The organism is Mycoplasmatota bacterium (assembly GCA_018394295.1).
Classification (GTDB): domain Bacteria; phylum Bacillota_I; class Bacilli_A; order Haloplasmatales; family Haloplasmataceae; genus JAENYC01.
Window position 1 is genome coordinate 2,757,166 of the sequence record CP074573.1, and the last position, 15,186, is coordinate 2,772,351.

Sequence of the window (15,186 nt, forward strand, 5' to 3'; positions counted from 1 at the left end):
TATCACCTCTTTCTATCTATGGATTAAATACATTGTCTCAGCCATTCCAGTAGTTGCATCTGGTGCATCATCATGTGCATTCTTTCCTTCTCGTTGATAACTGTTCATTGCTTTGTAATACTCTGGCCATCTGTTACGCCAATTAGCTGGATAATACACATGATTTACAACCCAACTTGAATAAGTAAGGATTCTAGCGTTTTTGTTCTTTGACTGATGGAACCAGGTAATCGTTGTGTAATTGCTGCCTAACTCATCCTCAGTGATACGCTTAACATTACGAGCGTACTGTTTACCACCATTGTTTGATTCAATACGAGCTTTGTTTACTTGGTACTCAATGTAGTGTTCAGCAACCTTAACCTCTGTTATTTCAACCGGTTCCTTTGTGTATATAACATCAAGAACATAAGATTCTTTGTTATAATCACCCCAAATGATATTACAAAGGTAATCAGACCCATCATCCGCTGTATCTGTATAGCTATAAATACCTGTGAACAATGAGTTACCATTTTGATCAACTGGAAGTGTGTCATAGGTTTTGAATGATTGATACAATTTCCCTAAAATATTTACTGGTTGTTGATGATAGTTAGCCATGAAAATTGATAAGTCTAAGATACTTTTTTGAGATAGGTAACGTTTTTTACTAAGCCTATCATCACATAACATTTTATCTTCTGTTTCATCGTAAGCTTCAAATTTAAGGACATACCATTCATCTTTTTCAGATGATTCTAATATTCGGCCACATAAATCGCCATCGGCCCAACGCGTCATATTTAATATTTCGATTGGTTCTCCACCTTTAGCACTTACACGAGACCTAAAAGTGTTAGTGTACCAAGTCCAAATTTTATTTAAATGGTTCTCATTCATAGCTTCTTCTGCACCTTTTATTGGATCATCAACTATTAGAATTGTTCCACCTTTCGAAGTGATAGAACCCCCTACACCAGCACCAAGATATGAGAAATGTTGACCATCTAAAGCCCATTTTTCAAATCCAGCATTTCCTTTTTTGATTTTTGTTTTAGGGAAAATATCAGAATAAACAATATCGTATTTATCATTTTTTTCTAGTGCAATCCCATCTCTTGTATAACGAGAGAAGTCTGAGGCAACTGAATCATTATAACTTGCTGTAATGATCTTTTCGCTAGGGTTCTTACCAAAAACCCAACAACAAAAATTAACTAAGGTTCTTGATTTTCCATGTTGTGGTGGCATGTTAAGCATCAACTTTTTACAAGTTTGATAATTTGTATATTTTGTTACATCCTCAACTATAACCCAATCAACACTTGGAATTAATCTTATGATTCGCCCCTCATAGAGTGCTTGAAGCGTATTAGCTAATGTAACTAGATACTTATATCCCCTCTTATAAAAATCAGGAGCTAATACACGCTCAAAAGAAAAGAACTCACGTCTTGCAAGTTCTTTTTTGGCTTCAAGTGCTATTAATTTACGATCAATCATTCTTCATCAGCCATCTTAGCCAATCGTTTTAAATCTTCAGTTGATAAATCTTTCATTGGATTAGTATTTATATCCATAGAACCGGAATGATCTATTTCTTGTTTATCTCTCCATTGAGCAGGTCTACGATTCTTTAACCAAAAGATTTGTGCTGTAGTATTAGGATGAGCATATTTCTTAAGCGGAACCACTCTACCATCTTTAGTCATTGACTCTTCAATGAAATGATAACCCAATGCTGCTTTTAACATAGCATTTTCTACTTGTACATCAACAACCTCTTTTCCACTTTTTAAGGCGTCCGAAAAGTCTTGATGTTCTTTCTTATATCGATAAAAAGTATCTTTACCAATTCCAAGATTATGCCATATCTGTTCATCTGTAAGGCCATCTCTAGCCCATGCCTCAACTAATATTAACTTTTCCTTAACCCTTGGCCACTTAGATTTAGCCATACAGATTCACCACCTTTTATAAAATAAAAAAGACACCTATTAAGATGTCTTTAAGTAATATACTTTAGAAATCAGATTATCCTCGACTTGATTCTAATATATCGTTGCATACCTGATTGTTCATCTTGAAAAACTTCCCTAAGTTCTAATGTTCCACCACCAGTGTGTTTTTTTAAGATAATGGTACTTCCTTCTTGAAGCTTAACAAATTCACATACATCAAAATTTTTTAAATTAACCAATTTCCCATTGAAATCAACCCACATATTCACCACCCCCTCTCTAATTCCATTATATCCCAATTGATTATATATTTCTATATAATTAACTAAAAAACACCACCTATCCAGATGATGTTTTTCTAAATATATATTTTATGAGAGGGGGTAAAGTGAGTTTGGAAGGAAGCAAATTATCAAGGGTAGGGGACCTCGATATAGTACCTCAAAGATTATTATATAAGAGAATGAATATTTTTGCTTTCTAGATTCCCATTTTATTCCCATTTTTTAAAAAAAGTTTAATTTTTTTATGATTTTTAAGTAAAATATGCGTTCTGCCTTTCGTCTATGACGATAATACGTTGATTTTGGATATTCTTTGTTTTTAGGCATTCTAAGATAGTTCTTTATCCTATCCATTGTATCATCCTTAGGTTCTTCTTGAATATAAACACTGTCAATAATCAACTGGTTTAATCCTTTTAATTGATTTTCTATGATATCATCAATGGTACTAACAATGTTTTTAGCTGTAAGATGTTTTATTGTTTCTTCTTCTAATTGCTTTGAATTATAATTTGTTCCTGGAGTATTTCGTATGCTTTTATTCCCGATCATTTTGTTAGCTAGTTCTTCTTCGGTGGTATAAGCAAGATCTAATGAATCCCAATACAATTTCATAGTTTTTCTAATCTTTAATCTAATTTTGTAGTTGCTTATTTCCTCATCACTGATTACTTCATCAACAAGTTTATTTTCCACGAACTATTCCCCCCTATTTCGTTTGAAATCTCTTAACTCATGATCTAATTGATTCAAAGCGATTTCTACATATCTATTCATATCCATTAAAATTGCTTTTCTATCCAATTCTGTTGAAGTGCATTGACTTGTACCTTGCTTCATCATAGTAATAACAATATTTCCTTTTTGATGATCAACGACAAACTTAATTGTATTACCAGGTTTACAATTCTCATATTTCCTTTGTAATAAACAAACTAGTTCTTCTGGTCTCCCATTAACTGCTTTTGCTTCTTTTAAATCAAATTTTATACCTCTTCCTCTTGCCATAACAAGGTTTCGAATGTAATGGTCACATATGTTTCCGGCTCTATATTCTTTTAAAAGAAAGATCAATTTATCTGTATCTCTATCACAACTATCATTCCATAGCATATAGAGCTCACTTCCATATATTTTCAATTTAATAAACTGTTCTAAAAGCGATACGCATTCGAATGTTGTTTTTTGTGAAATTTCCATAAGAGCAGTTAATGCTCCAGGATTACCTTTTGATATTTTAAACAATAAATCATGAAATGAATTACATATCATAGTAGCTGTTTGGTTCATAATCTATTCCCCCTTAATCCCAAACTTCGCCTTATACTCATTGTCATAATGCTTCACGTTCTTTTCTAATAGTTCCGGATTAGTTGTTAAATAATGTGGTTGCAATGGATTACCAAAGGTAAGCATACTCACATAAACACGTTTGTTCTTTTTGATTTGTTCTATTTCTTCATCCGATAACTCATAAGCAAATGCTACTACGCCTGTATATGTAACATGCGCTGGTAATGATTTGTACTCATCTTGATGTTCAGCGATGACAACATTCGTCTCGAGATTATCGGTTATTTTCCCTTTAATTAGTTTTGGCATTAAACCAACTCCTTTATAATTTAGTTATATCTATATAAATTAACTTCTTTTTAATATTGTTTTCAGAGAGTAACGGTGCTATAATAAGGTATTATTTAAATATATATAAGAAAGTGAGGTGAGAATGATGAGAGAATTTAACGATTTTATAAAATCATTAGATAAAGAAACATTAGCTGAAATAGTAAATGGCGACAATGATTTCAATTTAAATGCTATTCTTTCCAATTTAATTTTTGGAGATTATAGAGAACAATTAAAATCAGAAATTAATATTCAAGCATTCCGGTTTCTATAAAATTACTTAACAAGTATCATGAGTGGTTAAATAAAAACTAAATATTTTGAAAGGGGAGATTTGTATAGTTTATTTTTACATATTTTTAGGTGTTTTCTTTTATAAATTAATATCCAACTATATATATTTGTTTTCAATGAAATATTATATGAAAAAATATGATAGATTTCTTTTTATAGATAATAAAACTAATTTATTAAGAAATAAAACATCAATTGAAAGACTAGTGAAAATGTCAAATGTTAAAGAGCCATCAGTCCCTGTGGCCATTCAATGTGGTTATGGTCAAGTTGCTACAGGAATGGTTTCTTTGCTGTCTAGATTTCCTAACAATGTTGAAGATGATGCTATTGGTACCGCAAGATTGTTTGAGACTGTTATTGGAGAATATAATAGACGTATTTTTGAAACCATTAATCCTTTATATTGGATTAATTTAGTGATTTATTTACCTAAAAATATATTGAGTTATTTAGGATTAAACACTGAATCAGTTATTATCAAAATAGCACAAATTTTTTACTGGATTTTAACTCCTATCATTCTAATATTTAGAAATGATATAACAACTAAATTAATTGATTATATTTCGTCATTAAGTTAGATCCATTCGGGTCTAGCTTTTTCTTTACATTTTGAACAGTCTGGATTATATTCTTTTTTCTTATGACAAAACTCGCCGACTGCTACTTCAACAGGTCTAGCAACAGCTTCACCTGTTTCTGTTTCTCCTATCTGTTCTGCTTCAGTATCTGTTAATAATTCTAAATATTTACAGCTCATCTCTTCACCTTCTCGTAAAACTTACCTTTCTTTCTTCTATGCTTTCCTGACAACTCCTGAAGATATCTTATCTGTTCTCTATCTTCATCCACTGGAGTAGTATCAGCACTTCGATAGATGTAAACACACGCTAGAATGATAATCACTACACATAATATCCATTTCCACATATTTAGACCTCCTCTAAAATCTTCTTTCTCTTGTTTTTGTTTTTACTCCCCAGGTATAATGACAATGGTTACACTCATAATAAAAATCCTTTTTATTAAACTCTTTATCTGGATCATAAGTATCATAATGCTTTATCTCGATATTGCTCCATCCATTATCTAACAAATGGTTTTTCTCTCCACAATCAGGACATTTTTGAGGTTTAACAAATATTGTTTCTCTCATGATTCCACTCCTATATAAATGAACTCATCTTCTTTTTATTTTGAAATGTCTTTTTAAATCCTTGTTCTTGTATCTCACGTAAGTACTTCACTTCATGAGCATGTGATGCAGGATAACAAATGAGTTCTCTGAAGTACTCCCGGGCATTGTTCAAGTCTATTCTCTGGTCAAAACTCCCCAAACAGACATGGCCATCTCCGTATACATGGCCTATTTTTAATGGATATATATTGCTCTCAATTGTTATATTGTCATCATCATCTGTATAAAACAGATAAATATTAGTTGTTTTTTTAATACATATCACCGGTGGTAACTTACATTGAAACACTATTGGTTCTTTACCTGCTACATATGGGATGTAATAAGTATCAGCTGGAAGTACTACAATAATTGAATTTGTTTCATTGTCTATTGCTAAAGTGTTTGGTGTTGGTATGTTCCAGCGTACTTCTTGATCTGTGAGTTTATGTTGAAAGACTCGTTTGACATCATCTAGGACCTTGATACAATCTCTTGGATCAATAAATCCTTTTTTCTTTATCTTCCCATCCTTAACTTGAATCTCCGGTACTCCAACATCTTTAATTTTTAATACAAACTCTTTCAAAATAACACCTCATCTCTCACATTGATTCGTTTAAATGTATCTGTTTTCTTTATCAAATCTTTTAATTCATAAGAAAATCTAAAGTTTCTTGCGGTATCTGTCAGGTTATCTATAATTTTTTCTAAGACATAAGCTACATCTGATTTAAAAAGTGGGTCTTCAATATTAGCAATTAACTTTTCAAAATCCTTTTCTTTTGAGATACTCACAAGATACTCTAATACGTCTTTATATTTACGACTTCGTAAGATTCCTTTTTTAGTAACTCGCTTTTTAAAGATATCTATTTCATCGTCTGTAATTGTAACAGCCAAAACGCCTTGCCAAGTTGCCCCAGAAAATTGCATCCACTTCAACCCCTTTCTTAATTAGCCCTACATAAAGTATCCTATTTTTATATGTCGTTTTTTCAAATGGTATAACATAGTTTTGCTGCCAATCTACTTTACCTTGCAGGTACCAATGAATGCCTAACACATAAGCATCTGCTTTAGGTAATTTCTTGTATAGTTTTGAATATCGAGTTTTAAAGCATTGTTTTTCTAATGATCTAACTTCTTTACAATAACCCATCCACATTTCAATTTGTAAAGAAAACATATTGTTATCAGATAATAAAGAACATATCTTGTCTATATTCCCATAGAAGGTGTAATCATTCTTTTTCTGCATTTCTTCAAATAAATCTGTTACAGGTTTTATTCTTACTCCTCTATCTGGCACTCTAGAATCTTTAATTCGATTTAAGAACGCCATTTTTTTATTTAAGGACTTATAAAAGAATGGTTGTTTTAGCAATGAATCATACTTTGATGACACGACTTATCACCTCACCAAAGTAAATAATACCTATTTTTGTTTTACCTCTCAGATAGGCTGTAATTAGCTCTAGAGCAGTGATAGCTGCTTTCCTATTAGCTATAATCGTTTGTTCATTACCTGCAGCTATTGCATCACTACAACTTTCTTCATCTTCAACAACTAGTTCATCAGCTCCGGTTGTATCTTCAAGAACATTTGGATCATACTCACTACGATAGGATCCGTGCACTTTTCTGTAATCAATAAAAGTTGCTACTACTTCACCAGCATTCTGACCATTCGCACAATCAACATAATAATAATCTGAATTCTTATTTCCGTTATCGAAGTACTCTTCAATTAATTTTCGTGTTGGATGATTATCCACACATCCGACTATTACTTTTTTTTGATGTGGTAGTAACATAGAAAGAATTTCTTCAACATTATTTTCTTTGATGTATTGATTGCAATAATACAAATTACTTAACCCTAATGCTTGAGTTGCTGTATCAACCAGTGACTCAGCCTTAAACTTTTTCACATGCTTTTTACTAAAATGTTGACGTCCTATATTTTTGGTTTGGACTCTGTCACCATCAACGAGGTATATATCCGCCTTAATATCACACCGGCATAGGTCCTGGAACAGGGCAGAGCCTGTCCCACCAGCACCTATAATCATAATTCCGTTCCTATTCCCCATATCTCATTACCCCTTTGTATTACCTTTGATGTTCACTGCTAATATTCCACGTTCCTGGTTAAATGCAAATGTTGTATCTCTTTCCTTGAATTCATAATATCCTGCAGCATTCAACTTATGAACAAGTTCTTGATCAGTATATTCTGTATTTTCATCTATATCTAACTCAGTCTTGATATCTATTGCACCATATCTAAAAATCTTAATACCTTTGAATTTCTTAGGTTGTTTTGATTTAGATTGTTCCTTCACTTCTTTTTTTGGTTTAGGTTTCTTTTCAACTTTGACTTCCTTTACCTCAGAAATCTCACCACTATCGAAATCAAATGCTAATTCTTTTTCTGGCATATAAATCACGCTCCCTTTCTTTTGATAAAAGTTATAACAACTTTGTCATACTTCTTCTTTGATTTTATATGTCTCTCTAATCTCTTAACTCCAGCAATTTGAAAAGGACTGAAGCAAGTTTCAATATCCATATTCTCAACATCAATCTGATCTCCATTTTTGTAGAAGCACTCTACGTTATATTCATTCATCTTCTATCACCTACAAATTGATAATAATGATCATGTCCTCTTTTGACCTTAATATCAAATCCAGCTAATTTACATTGAGAAACATAATGAGTAATGTTTCGCTCAGGTATCTCAAGTTTGTTTGCTAACTCTTGTCTTGTAAATTTATTACCTGATTGTAATACTTTTAGTAATTTAAGTGCAGCTAACATTCCCATCTCAATAACCCACCAGCTGATAAAAGTTTTGTTCAATAGGACTTTTCACACGAGTATGAATTACGATTCTAAATGTATTCTTTGGGAAGTGACCCTGCTGAACTTCTATCACTGATACAACAAAGGCATGTTCATATTCATCAGACTCAATCTTTCTCACTTTCACTATTGCCTTTGAAGTTTTATTTTTAAACGTTTCTTTGTATACATAAACTCCACCCTTGTGGATGCATTCCAACTTAACAGGTTGTTCTACTATTGACACATTATCCCCTCCTAGTTTCTTTTCTCTTTCTTTGCCTTTTCAGCATATACAAGATACTCTTTATAATTTGGACACCACCTGTGACAACTCCCATTCTTTGTTCTAGCTTTACAATCAAAACAAGGTGGTTGCATATGAACAGGTAGTGCTATGTTTTTGCAGTTAGGCATTAATTTAACACTTTGACTTTCTTAACAGGTACTAATCTAGTATGATTTAATGCATATGCAATTTTGTAGACTTCAATGTAATTTGTTTTACTTATTTCTGGGCGTTCTGAACCATCATGATGAAAACCAATATCAAAATACATACTTAACGGTAATTGTTTTTTACCAATAACAATTCCTTCGAATTCAATATTTTTAAATTTATATAATCTTTGATGAAATGGATCATCCCAAACAATACAATCATCCGGACAGTGTTTAGCGAATTCATCTTTTTCATCGTATATAACAGGTTTGATTTTCTGTTTCTTCATGTAACCATAACACTTAACTTTTTGACCTAGTTGTAATTTAGGTATTCCTCTTATCTCTAACAATTTCATAATGAGACCTCAGGTCTTATTTCTTCTTCATCTATTAGTTTTAGTTCTTTACTTCCGAAGAACCATATTTGCCCATCTATTTCAACTGCTATTGGGTTGTCTTCTTCTTTCATGTTTTCATAAATAGTAACTATTTCCCCTTTTTTACCAATAAGTGCATTTACTTCTTCTTTTTCAGATTCATCAACAACGTTTGTAAACTTAACAACTTCCACTTCATCCCCGTCTTTAAATTTATTCATTTGAATCACTCTCCTTTAAAGCTAGAACACAAGTGTCTGGTTTACTTTCACATCTTTTTGAACACATATTTTTTTCATCGCATTCTTCACAACATATATATCTGCTTTTAAAACAGTCAAATTGACAAGCAAAGGTATATTTACCTCTCGGTTCTCTAGATGATTTATAATGATAACCAAATTTTGGGTTAGATTTACATGAATTACATTTTTCTGTTCCCTCATATGTACAACAGAAACAGTCTTCTCCGTAATGCTTTAACATATATAAATTACCTAAAACATTACGCTCAAAGGCATCTAAATCAATAAAATCAGTTTTCCAACTATCTGGTGTTTCTACGTCATAACGACTCGTAAATTTATATTTACCTCTATTTGGGTCATCTACTTTAACACCTGCGTCAAATTCAGTTTGAGATAAGTTTAGTTCTCTAAACTCATCAATAGAAAATAACAAATTATGGATAAATTCATTTAACTTTTTGCTATCTACTTCACATGTATAAAATTCATTTGAATTATAGGCAATTTTACGAAATGCCTCTTTAACTTTTTTCATGATTACATCAGCTTTTCTCGGTTGTCTATTAGGTGCTTGGTCATATAATTGACCTGCAATAGCAAACATTAAATTTCTTTCACTTAAACATATAGTTTCTTTTCTCATTTCTTTTCCTCCTTATAACTCTCTAATTCTTCAAAATATTTTTTTCTTAACTTTTGTTTTTCTTTTTCTCCACATCTTAAGCACATATGGTCGTGATTTCCCATAGATGAGCAATAATTTTCTAATACTACTTCTTTAGCGCCACAAACCTTACAAGTTCCATACTTCGCTTTTTGAGTTGAGTAAGTAATTTCAATATCTCTTGTAGCATAAAATGATTTATCACATTCTTCACATTCTATTAATCCTAAATCTTCATCGCCATCAAATTCCCAACTATCACTAAACTCATACCCACAATAAGGGCATACAATTTCATTGGTGTACTTATGTTTTAGTTCATTCACTTTCATTCCCTCCCTCTATTTAAAACTCTGTAAGTCTTTTCTTAATTCCTCGAGGTCTACTTCTTCCTCATCTTGTTTTTGTACTTCATTAGATTGATGACTCGACATCCAACCAGGTACCGTTTCTTGATGTCTAATGTTATTGTTTTTTGCATTAGGGTTATTGTCATATGTCCCTTCTAAAATTTTGATGTAATTTTCTTTTTTGATGATCCAATCAAAACCACAACTAGTCCATTTACCATTCCTACCGCTCAAAAAATCACTTGCGTGTGTTTTATCGATTACTATTTTTAAAGATTCTTTTCCGTGCTGTTCGATACGTTTTTTAATGTTCTTTTTACGTGTGTCGGTTATGTACTTAATTTTCTTTAAATCTTCTCCACAAATTTTGTTATAATAATCTTTAATTTTCTCGTAATCTACTATATTCTTATCATTCTTTTCATTCTTATCATTCTTATCATTCTTAGTTGTTGTTAGTTGATTGTTAGTTGATTGTTGATTGAATGTTAGTTGATTGTTAACTTGTGTGTTATTTTCTTGATAATCATCATAATTTTTTATATATATAATTGAATATTTGTTTGTTGTTTTGACTGTTAATTCGTTTGTTGATTTTAACTTATTTATTGAAGTACGAATATTTTGTACTGTTAACCTTAATTCTTTACCTAAATTGCTATAAGATGTTACAAAACTCCCTCTTTCAATCATGACTCCTCGCCACTTTTTATCAGTGTGATTTGCTTTGATTAGGCAATGGATAAACACCCTCATTACATTTGGATTTGTATACCATTCCCATTCGCATATCTTTCTATGAATCTTGATATACCCCGTATTCGCCATCCTATCACCTACCTTAAGTTACCCCACCATGCTTTTTACACACATAAGTCATAATTCCAAACTCTGAACTGACTTCTTTTTTCATCAACTGTTCATCACTCCGGGCATCACTTAGATGCACCAGGTATATCTCTATGCACTTTGATAAATCAAATGACTTCAAAGTTTTAATACACGTTGTTAAACTCATATGACTGTTAATCAATCTCTTTTTAAGAGCAAAGTTAATCTCTTGTGACTCCAATAACTCATCAACATAGTTACACTCAATCATGACATAATTGAACCTAAAAGCATTTAGTTTGAATTTGATATACTTTGTATCAGTTAGAAACAAAAGGCTCTCAGAGGTCTTATTTGACGTTATAATAAAGCCTAGACTTCCTGGACAATCATGTTCTGTATTAAAGGCTACAATTGAATAAGTACCGATTATTGTTCTTGTTCCACCTTTTATAACTTTACATTTACCTGTACAAATATCTTTTTGTTCTTTTTCATTGAACACAATTATTTTCTTTGCTTTCAGTGTTTCAGCTGATGCATATATAGTCATAAATCTACTTAAATCATTGATTGCTATCGAATGATCATTATGACTATGAGATACTATACAACCCACAAAGTCGTTTAGTTTCAGTCCATGTTCATTAAGTTTGGACACAATCACTTTATAGGGGATGCCCCCTCTAATAGCAGTTTGCTATGGCCATCATCTATGACATAACAGTTACCACTAGAGGAGCTAGCTAAACAAATGATTTTCATTTTAGAAACCTGGGTCATCAGAAACAGATTCATCATGATCAGCTGGTTTACTGTCAGTAGGGGCTTTTATTTCTTCAGCTTCTCCCTCAATTATCAACTGTTCTTGATTGGCAGTGTTATCAACTTCTTCCTGGAGTTCTATTTGATTGCTTGGTTCTGTATTGATGAATTCGTTTTCTGTAGTACGGTTGTAAGACTCAACTATGAACAAGTTAGCATCATTAGATGTGTTCATATGACGTTTGCATAAACGCTTAATTACAGTTCTTTTTGCCATTTCTTGAGGGAATTCTTTTTGAACAGATTGTGTTTTTGTTTGAGATTTATCCCAGGAAACTTGAATTTCTTTCATAGTCATAACTTCTTGATCAGATGAATTATCCTCAAATATGATAGTTGCGTATGCACCAGCAATGCCTTTATCTATATTCTCAAATTTAGTTACATGAGATTTCACTCTGCGTTTACCAGTTGAATCAATATCTAATTCAATTTCATCATCTTTATAGATAATAGTTGCTGTAATTTCTTTGACGTTCATAAGTGCATTTTTCACAACAATTTGATCTCCAAAATAGGATCTAAATAAATCCACACTGTTACCATGAACCATAAAGTAACATTGTGTTTTAACTGGATTTAATCCTTGTACAACCATTTCTAATAGAGCATTAGCGATAGATTCTTTTGTACAAACTTGAAGAGCAGGGCATTTATTTTTATCAACAGTTTTTTGAATTATAAGATACGCTGACTTCAATGCATTACCTACAGCGTAATTTGGTGGAAACATCAACTGTTGAGTTGATTCCATCTTGTTTACTCTATTGAATATGATATCTGCAATGTCCTTTTCCATGATTTGAACTGCTTTGTTAACTTCTTCCTTTTGGATCTGATTTTTATTTTCTGACATATTAGTCCTCCTCTTTATTTTCTAATAAGTATTGAACTGCCAATTTATTTAAGACTCCAATAAATTCTATTAAATCAAATTCTTTGCTCGTTAATTTCTCAACATATAATTTAAAAGAGATTAATGTGTTAGTGAACAAATCTGTGATATTATCACTCTCTAATTCAATATAATTTTCATTTTCCACATCATGAATACCTATTAATTGCTGATAAATTTTTATTACTTGATTTTCTCTTTCTTCCATCACTTATCACCATCCAAGCTGAATAAATTTGTTTGTTGCTCTTCAGTCATCTCAAGATTTTCTTGAGTATCTACATCCCAAGCAACAAAGCTTATCGTCTGTTCACTAGTTAACTTACTAAAATCTCTATCAGTGATTTGCTCACCATTGTCAATCACATAGAACAAGTTTTTAACTCCTAATGCTTTCTTAATGCACTCACATACTTTAATACCTATACGAATCTTAGATGCACTATTTGTATTGTGATAAGGTACTTCACCATCTAAAACATAGCAAACTTCGTTCCATGAACCTTCTTTGAGATTACTCTCAACCAATTGGAACTTGATGTAACCAAATACTGATGCTACTCGATCATTTAAGATGTTAAGTTTAGTCTTGATGAAGTCAGTTAACATCATTAGAAGTGATTCATATTCAGCAATCTTGTCCATAACTAGTGAATGTTTTTCTTTGAGTTGTTCAGCTTTTCGAATGTTCATTTGCTCAGCATTGTAAGTATCGATTGAGGTTTGAATCTTTAACTTGTCTTGCTGTAATTCATTGATTTGTTTTTCAATGTCTTGTTCACCAGGTACTACTGGATAAGGTTCTTGTTCTAGTTTCTTGATTTGTTCTTCTAAATCAGTGATTTTTTGAGATGCTTTAAATTGTGGAATAGAGTTATTCAACTCACTTTCCTTGTTGCTAAGTTCAATTAGTTTTGAGTTAAACTCTGAACGTTGTGGAATAAGTTGTTCAGCTTGTTCTGCTAACTCTTTTTCTTTAATTTTGAGTTGTTCAATTTGTTCAGCTAAATCATTATTTGTTTGTTTTAGTTGAGAACCTTCAGCTGTAATTGCCTCTAACTCTTTGACCTTATCAAGATTGAATTGTTTACGTTTTTCTTCAATCTTGTTTTCATATTCTTCTTTTACTTGTTTAATTAATTCACCATTTAAGTCGTGGCCACATTCAGGACATATCAATGAATCTGGAAGTGTTAGAATATCTGTAGTAAACTTCGAATTGTTTATATGAGTCCACTTGTTTCGTAAGGATTGCATTGTTGATTCATTTAACTTAATTTCTTCCGCTATCCTTTTTTGATCATAAATAGCATCTGATTTTTGTCTGTCTAAAGTATTGATTTGGTTATTTAATGTTGAGAAATCAGCTTGAACACGCTGTTTTTCATTTCTTAGTTGTTGCAAATCTAATTGTTGACTTTCAATTGATTTCTTATAGGTCTCATATTCAGTCTTTTCTAACTGATTAAGCTTTGATTGCATATTAGCAATCTTCTCTTTACGTTCTGCTATGATATCTTTTTGATCCTGGTACTTCTTGTTATGCAAAGACTGAATACTAGCTTCTATCTCTTGAATTCTCTTAGATCCTGCGTTGTATCTCTCAACCGGAATTGTTTGATCAGTTGTAAGTACTTCAATTTGAGCATTAAGTTTAACCTCTTCTTCATTTTTATCTTTAAGGTTTTTATTCAGAATCTTTTTAATGTCTTCGAATTTGCCTTTTGATTGGAGCAAGTACTTCTGTAGAGGTAATAACTTATTATCTTTCTGAAATACATCTTCATCAGTAACATCACCAACAAGGTCGATGACTAACTTTCTACGTTCTTGCCAACATTCCTTAGTACCAAAATAGAGTGGATCCACGAGTAATTGAAATATATTACCTTTCCACTTCCCGACAAAGGTTACATTGAATAATTCTTTTAAGGAGTCATCAAACTTGGTCACTGGAATGTTTACTCCATTTACGAAGCAATTTGTTGAATGTCCCTCTAAACGTTTCTCTTGAGTTCCACGAGTTCTAACCCAATTCTCCTGGTATGTTTTCATAATGCTTGTACCATCATCAAAGGTTAGTTCAACTGAAACAAGTTGTTTAGAATCATCTTTAGGTTTGATGCTCATGATATCTGATGAACCACTAAGCAGCTTACCGGTTAACACCCAGAATATAGCATCAGCGATTGATGTTTTACCAAATGCATTCTTTGCTAAGAACTCATAATTCATAGGACCACTTAGGTCTAGTATGAAGTTCTTTAGATTCTTGAAATTTTGTATATGAACTTTAGTTAGTTTCATTTTTTCACCTCAGTTAAAATGTTTTTAATTTGCTCTTTGGCTTTGCTAATTTTCTTCTCAGCAGCATG

General features: G+C 31.9%; 28 protein-coding genes. 2 read left to right on the forward strand and 26 right to left on the reverse strand.

Translation table 11 applies throughout. The features are described 5' to 3' along the window. Nucleotides 1–12: 12 nt before the first annotated feature. From terL to KHQ81_12920, 6 genes are all read right to left on the reverse strand, one after another. A complete protein-coding gene (terL, locus tag KHQ81_12895) occupies nt 13–1,485 on the reverse strand; it encodes a phage terminase large subunit (protein ID QVK17730.1) in 1,473 nt (490 codons plus the stop codon). Then, nucleotides 1,482–1,940, reverse strand: a complete 459-nt coding sequence (locus KHQ81_12900; protein QVK17731.1) for a hypothetical protein — start codon at nt 1,938–1,940, stop codon at nt 1,482–1,484. The genes terL and KHQ81_12900 overlap by 4 nt, the downstream gene beginning before the upstream one ends. 71 nt (nt 1,941–2,011) lie before the next feature. Continuing rightward, complete coding sequence (locus KHQ81_12905; GenBank protein ID QVK17732.1) at nt 2,012–2,206, reverse strand: hypothetical protein; 195 nt, start codon at nt 2,204–2,206, stop codon at nt 2,012–2,014. 243 nt (nt 2,207–2,449) lie between these two features. Further along, nucleotides 2,450–2,923: a hypothetical protein gene (locus KHQ81_12910; protein ID QVK17733.1), complete on the reverse strand. Its 474-nt coding sequence runs from the start codon at nt 2,921–2,923 to the stop codon at nt 2,450–2,452. Nucleotides 2,924–2,926: 3 nt separating this feature from the next. Then, entirely contained in the window at nt 2,927–3,517 is a 591-nt protein-coding gene (locus KHQ81_12915; GenBank protein QVK17734.1) for a hypothetical protein, read from the reverse strand. A 3-nt stretch (nt 3,518–3,520) separates the two neighbouring features. Continuing rightward, nucleotides 3,521–3,829 (reverse strand): hypothetical protein, encoded by a 309-nt coding sequence (locus tag KHQ81_12920; protein ID QVK17735.1) that lies wholly within the window; start codon nt 3,827–3,829, stop codon nt 3,521–3,523. Between the two features lie 127 nt (nt 3,830–3,956). Between KHQ81_12920 and KHQ81_12925 the strand changes: the two genes are divergently transcribed. Together KHQ81_12925 and KHQ81_12930 are read left to right on the forward strand one after the other, a co-directional pair. Beyond that, the gene (locus KHQ81_12925) at nt 3,957–4,127 is read left to right on the forward strand and encodes a hypothetical protein (protein ID QVK17736.1); all 171 of its coding nucleotides are present in this window, start codon (nt 3,957–3,959) and stop codon (nt 4,125–4,127) included. Between the two features lie 148 nt (nt 4,128–4,275). After that, nucleotides 4,276–4,731 carry a hypothetical protein gene (locus KHQ81_12930; protein ID QVK17737.1) on the forward strand — a complete coding sequence of 152 codons (456 nt, stop codon included), beginning with the start codon at nt 4,276–4,278 and terminating at the stop codon, nt 4,729–4,731. On the opposite strand, the gene KHQ81_12935 is transcribed toward KHQ81_12930, so the two are convergent. The 20 genes from KHQ81_12935 to KHQ81_13030 form a co-directional block, all read right to left on the reverse strand. Continuing rightward, the gene (locus KHQ81_12935; protein ID QVK17738.1) at nt 4,728–4,910 is read right to left on the reverse strand and encodes a hypothetical protein; all 183 of its coding nucleotides are present in this window, start codon (nt 4,908–4,910) and stop codon (nt 4,728–4,730) included. The genes KHQ81_12930 and KHQ81_12935 overlap by 4 nt on opposite strands. Beyond that, on the reverse strand, nt 4,907–5,080 hold the full coding sequence (locus KHQ81_12940; GenBank protein ID QVK17739.1) for a hypothetical protein: 174 nt from the start codon (nt 5,078–5,080) through the stop codon (nt 4,907–4,909). Before KHQ81_12940 ends, KHQ81_12935 begins: the two co-directional genes overlap by 4 nt. 13 nt (nt 5,081–5,093) lie before the next feature. Next, on the reverse strand, nt 5,094–5,306 hold the full coding sequence (locus KHQ81_12945) for a hypothetical protein (GenBank protein ID QVK17740.1): 213 nt from the start codon (nt 5,304–5,306) through the stop codon (nt 5,094–5,096). Nucleotides 5,307–5,316: 10 nt separating this feature from the next. Beyond that, on the reverse strand, nt 5,317–5,916 hold the full coding sequence (locus tag KHQ81_12950; GenBank protein ID QVK17741.1) for a hypothetical protein: 600 nt from the start codon (nt 5,914–5,916) through the stop codon (nt 5,317–5,319). Next, complete coding sequence (locus tag KHQ81_12955; protein ID QVK17742.1) at nt 5,913–6,263, reverse strand: hypothetical protein; 351 nt, start codon at nt 6,261–6,263, stop codon at nt 5,913–5,915. The genes KHQ81_12950 and KHQ81_12955 overlap by 4 nt, the downstream gene beginning before the upstream one ends. Further along, nucleotides 6,205–6,735 carry a hypothetical protein gene (locus tag KHQ81_12960; GenBank protein QVK17743.1) on the reverse strand — a complete coding sequence of 177 codons (531 nt, stop codon included), beginning with the start codon at nt 6,733–6,735 and terminating at the stop codon, nt 6,205–6,207. The genes KHQ81_12955 and KHQ81_12960 overlap by 59 nt, the downstream gene beginning before the upstream one ends. After that, nucleotides 6,719–7,423, reverse strand: a complete 705-nt coding sequence (locus KHQ81_12965; GenBank protein ID QVK17744.1) for a ThiF family adenylyltransferase — start codon at nt 7,421–7,423, stop codon at nt 6,719–6,721. Before KHQ81_12965 ends, KHQ81_12960 begins: the two co-directional genes overlap by 17 nt. A gap of 6 nt (nt 7,424–7,429) precedes the next feature. After that, on the reverse strand, nt 7,430–7,771 hold the full coding sequence (locus KHQ81_12970; protein QVK17745.1) for a hypothetical protein: 342 nt from the start codon (nt 7,769–7,771) through the stop codon (nt 7,430–7,432). Nucleotides 7,772–7,776: 5 nt separating this feature from the next. Then, nucleotides 7,777–7,962, reverse strand: coding sequence for a hypothetical protein (locus KHQ81_12975; GenBank protein ID QVK17746.1), 186 nt, complete (start codon nt 7,960–7,962; stop codon nt 7,777–7,779). Then, nucleotides 7,959–8,159 carry an HTH domain-containing protein gene (locus tag KHQ81_12980; protein QVK17747.1) on the reverse strand — a complete coding sequence of 67 codons (201 nt, stop codon included), beginning with the start codon at nt 8,157–8,159 and terminating at the stop codon, nt 7,959–7,961. Before KHQ81_12980 ends, KHQ81_12975 begins: the two co-directional genes overlap by 4 nt. A gap of 1 nt (nt 8,160) precedes the next feature. Next, entirely contained in the window at nt 8,161–8,424 is a 264-nt protein-coding gene (locus KHQ81_12985) for a hypothetical protein (protein QVK17748.1), read from the reverse strand. Between the two features lie 169 nt (nt 8,425–8,593). Next, nucleotides 8,594–8,977, reverse strand: a complete 384-nt coding sequence (locus tag KHQ81_12990; GenBank protein ID QVK17749.1) for a hypothetical protein — start codon at nt 8,975–8,977, stop codon at nt 8,594–8,596. Continuing rightward, nucleotides 8,974–9,219 carry a hypothetical protein gene (locus KHQ81_12995; protein QVK17750.1) on the reverse strand — a complete coding sequence of 82 codons (246 nt, stop codon included), beginning with the start codon at nt 9,217–9,219 and terminating at the stop codon, nt 8,974–8,976. Before KHQ81_12995 ends, KHQ81_12990 begins: the two co-directional genes overlap by 4 nt. Further along, nucleotides 9,212–9,889, reverse strand: coding sequence for a hypothetical protein (locus KHQ81_13000; GenBank protein QVK17751.1), 678 nt, complete (start codon nt 9,887–9,889; stop codon nt 9,212–9,214). The genes KHQ81_12995 and KHQ81_13000 overlap by 8 nt, the downstream gene beginning before the upstream one ends. After that, nucleotides 9,886–10,236 (reverse strand): hypothetical protein, encoded by a 351-nt coding sequence (locus tag KHQ81_13005; protein QVK17752.1) that lies wholly within the window; start codon nt 10,234–10,236, stop codon nt 9,886–9,888. The genes KHQ81_13000 and KHQ81_13005 overlap by 4 nt, the downstream gene beginning before the upstream one ends. A gap of 15 nt (nt 10,237–10,251) precedes the next feature. Further along, entirely contained in the window at nt 10,252–10,953 is a 702-nt protein-coding gene (locus KHQ81_13010; protein ID QVK17753.1) for a hypothetical protein, read from the reverse strand. Between the two features lie 148 nt (nt 10,954–11,101). Further along, nucleotides 11,102–11,758, reverse strand: coding sequence for a hypothetical protein (locus tag KHQ81_13015; GenBank protein ID QVK17754.1), 657 nt, complete (start codon nt 11,756–11,758; stop codon nt 11,102–11,104). Nucleotides 11,759–11,857: 99 nt separating this feature from the next. Next, nucleotides 11,858–12,715, reverse strand: coding sequence for a recombinase RecT (locus KHQ81_13020; GenBank protein ID QVK17755.1), 858 nt, complete (start codon nt 12,713–12,715; stop codon nt 11,858–11,860). Nucleotides 12,716–12,773: 58 nt separating this feature from the next. After that, nucleotides 12,774–13,019, reverse strand: a complete 246-nt coding sequence (locus KHQ81_13025) for a hypothetical protein (protein ID QVK17756.1) — start codon at nt 13,017–13,019, stop codon at nt 12,774–12,776. Further along, complete coding sequence (locus KHQ81_13030; GenBank protein QVK17757.1) at nt 13,019–15,118, reverse strand: hypothetical protein; 2,100 nt, start codon at nt 15,116–15,118, stop codon at nt 13,019–13,021. Before KHQ81_13030 ends, KHQ81_13025 begins: the two co-directional genes overlap by 1 nt. Between the last annotated feature and the right edge of the window lie 68 nt (nt 15,119–15,186).

Excerpts from the sequence above, each read along its gene's own strand:
- terL (QVK17730.1), bottom strand. The coding sequence starts at position 1,485 with ATGATTGATCGTAAATTAATAGCACTTGAAGCCAAAAAAGAACTTGCA.
- KHQ81_12900 (QVK17731.1), bottom strand. The coding sequence starts at position 1,940 with ATGGCTAAATCTAAGTGGCCAAGGGTTAAGGAAAAGTTAATATTAGTT.
- KHQ81_12905 (QVK17732.1), bottom strand. The coding sequence starts at position 2,206 with ATGTGGGTTGATTTCAATGGGAAATTGGTTAATTTAAAAAATTTTGAT.
- KHQ81_12915 (QVK17734.1), bottom strand. The coding sequence starts at position 3,517 with ATGAACCAAACAGCTACTATGATATGTAATTCATTTCATGATTTATTG.
- KHQ81_12920 (QVK17735.1), bottom strand. The coding sequence starts at position 3,829 with ATGCCAAAACTAATTAAAGGGAAAATAACCGATAATCTCGAGACGAAT.
- KHQ81_12925 (QVK17736.1), top strand. The coding sequence starts at position 3,957 with ATGAGAGAATTTAACGATTTTATAAAATCATTAGATAAAGAAACATTA.
- KHQ81_12930 (QVK17737.1), top strand. The coding sequence starts at position 4,276 with ATGAAAAAATATGATAGATTTCTTTTTATAGATAATAAAACTAATTTA.
- KHQ81_12935 (QVK17738.1), bottom strand. The coding sequence starts at position 4,910 with ATGAGCTGTAAATATTTAGAATTATTAACAGATACTGAAGCAGAACAG.
- KHQ81_12940 (QVK17739.1), bottom strand. The coding sequence starts at position 5,080 with ATGTGGAAATGGATATTATGTGTAGTGATTATCATTCTAGCGTGTGTT.
- KHQ81_12945 (QVK17740.1), bottom strand. The coding sequence starts at position 5,306 with ATGAGAGAAACAATATTTGTTAAACCTCAAAAATGTCCTGATTGTGGA.
- KHQ81_12955 (QVK17742.1), bottom strand. The coding sequence starts at position 6,263 with ATGCAATTTTCTGGGGCAACTTGGCAAGGCGTTTTGGCTGTTACAATT.
- KHQ81_12965 (QVK17744.1), bottom strand. The coding sequence starts at position 7,423 with ATGGGGAATAGGAACGGAATTATGATTATAGGTGCTGGTGGGACAGGC.
- KHQ81_12970 (QVK17745.1), bottom strand. The coding sequence starts at position 7,771 with ATGCCAGAAAAAGAATTAGCATTTGATTTCGATAGTGGTGAGATTTCT.
- KHQ81_12975 (QVK17746.1), bottom strand. The coding sequence starts at position 7,962 with ATGAATGAATATAACGTAGAGTGCTTCTACAAAAATGGAGATCAGATT.
- KHQ81_12980 (QVK17747.1), bottom strand. The coding sequence starts at position 8,159 with ATGGGAATGTTAGCTGCACTTAAATTACTAAAAGTATTACAATCAGGT.
- KHQ81_12990 (QVK17749.1), bottom strand. The coding sequence starts at position 8,977 with ATGAAATTGTTAGAGATAAGAGGAATACCTAAATTACAACTAGGTCAA.
- KHQ81_12995 (QVK17750.1), bottom strand. The coding sequence starts at position 9,219 with ATGAATAAATTTAAAGACGGGGATGAAGTGGAAGTTGTTAAGTTTACA.
- KHQ81_13000 (QVK17751.1), bottom strand. The coding sequence starts at position 9,889 with ATGAGAAAAGAAACTATATGTTTAAGTGAAAGAAATTTAATGTTTGCT.
- KHQ81_13010 (QVK17753.1), bottom strand. The coding sequence starts at position 10,953 with ATGATTGAAAGAGGGAGTTTTGTAACATCTTATAGCAATTTAGGTAAA.
- KHQ81_13020 (QVK17755.1), bottom strand. The coding sequence starts at position 12,715 with ATGGAAAAGGACATTGCAGATATCATATTCAATAGAGTAAACAAGATG.
- KHQ81_13025 (QVK17756.1), bottom strand. The coding sequence starts at position 13,019 with ATGGAAGAAAGAGAAAATCAAGTAATAAAAATTTATCAGCAATTAATA.
- KHQ81_13030 (QVK17757.1), bottom strand. The coding sequence starts at position 15,118 with ATGAAACTAACTAAAGTTCATATACAAAATTTCAAGAATCTAAAGAAC.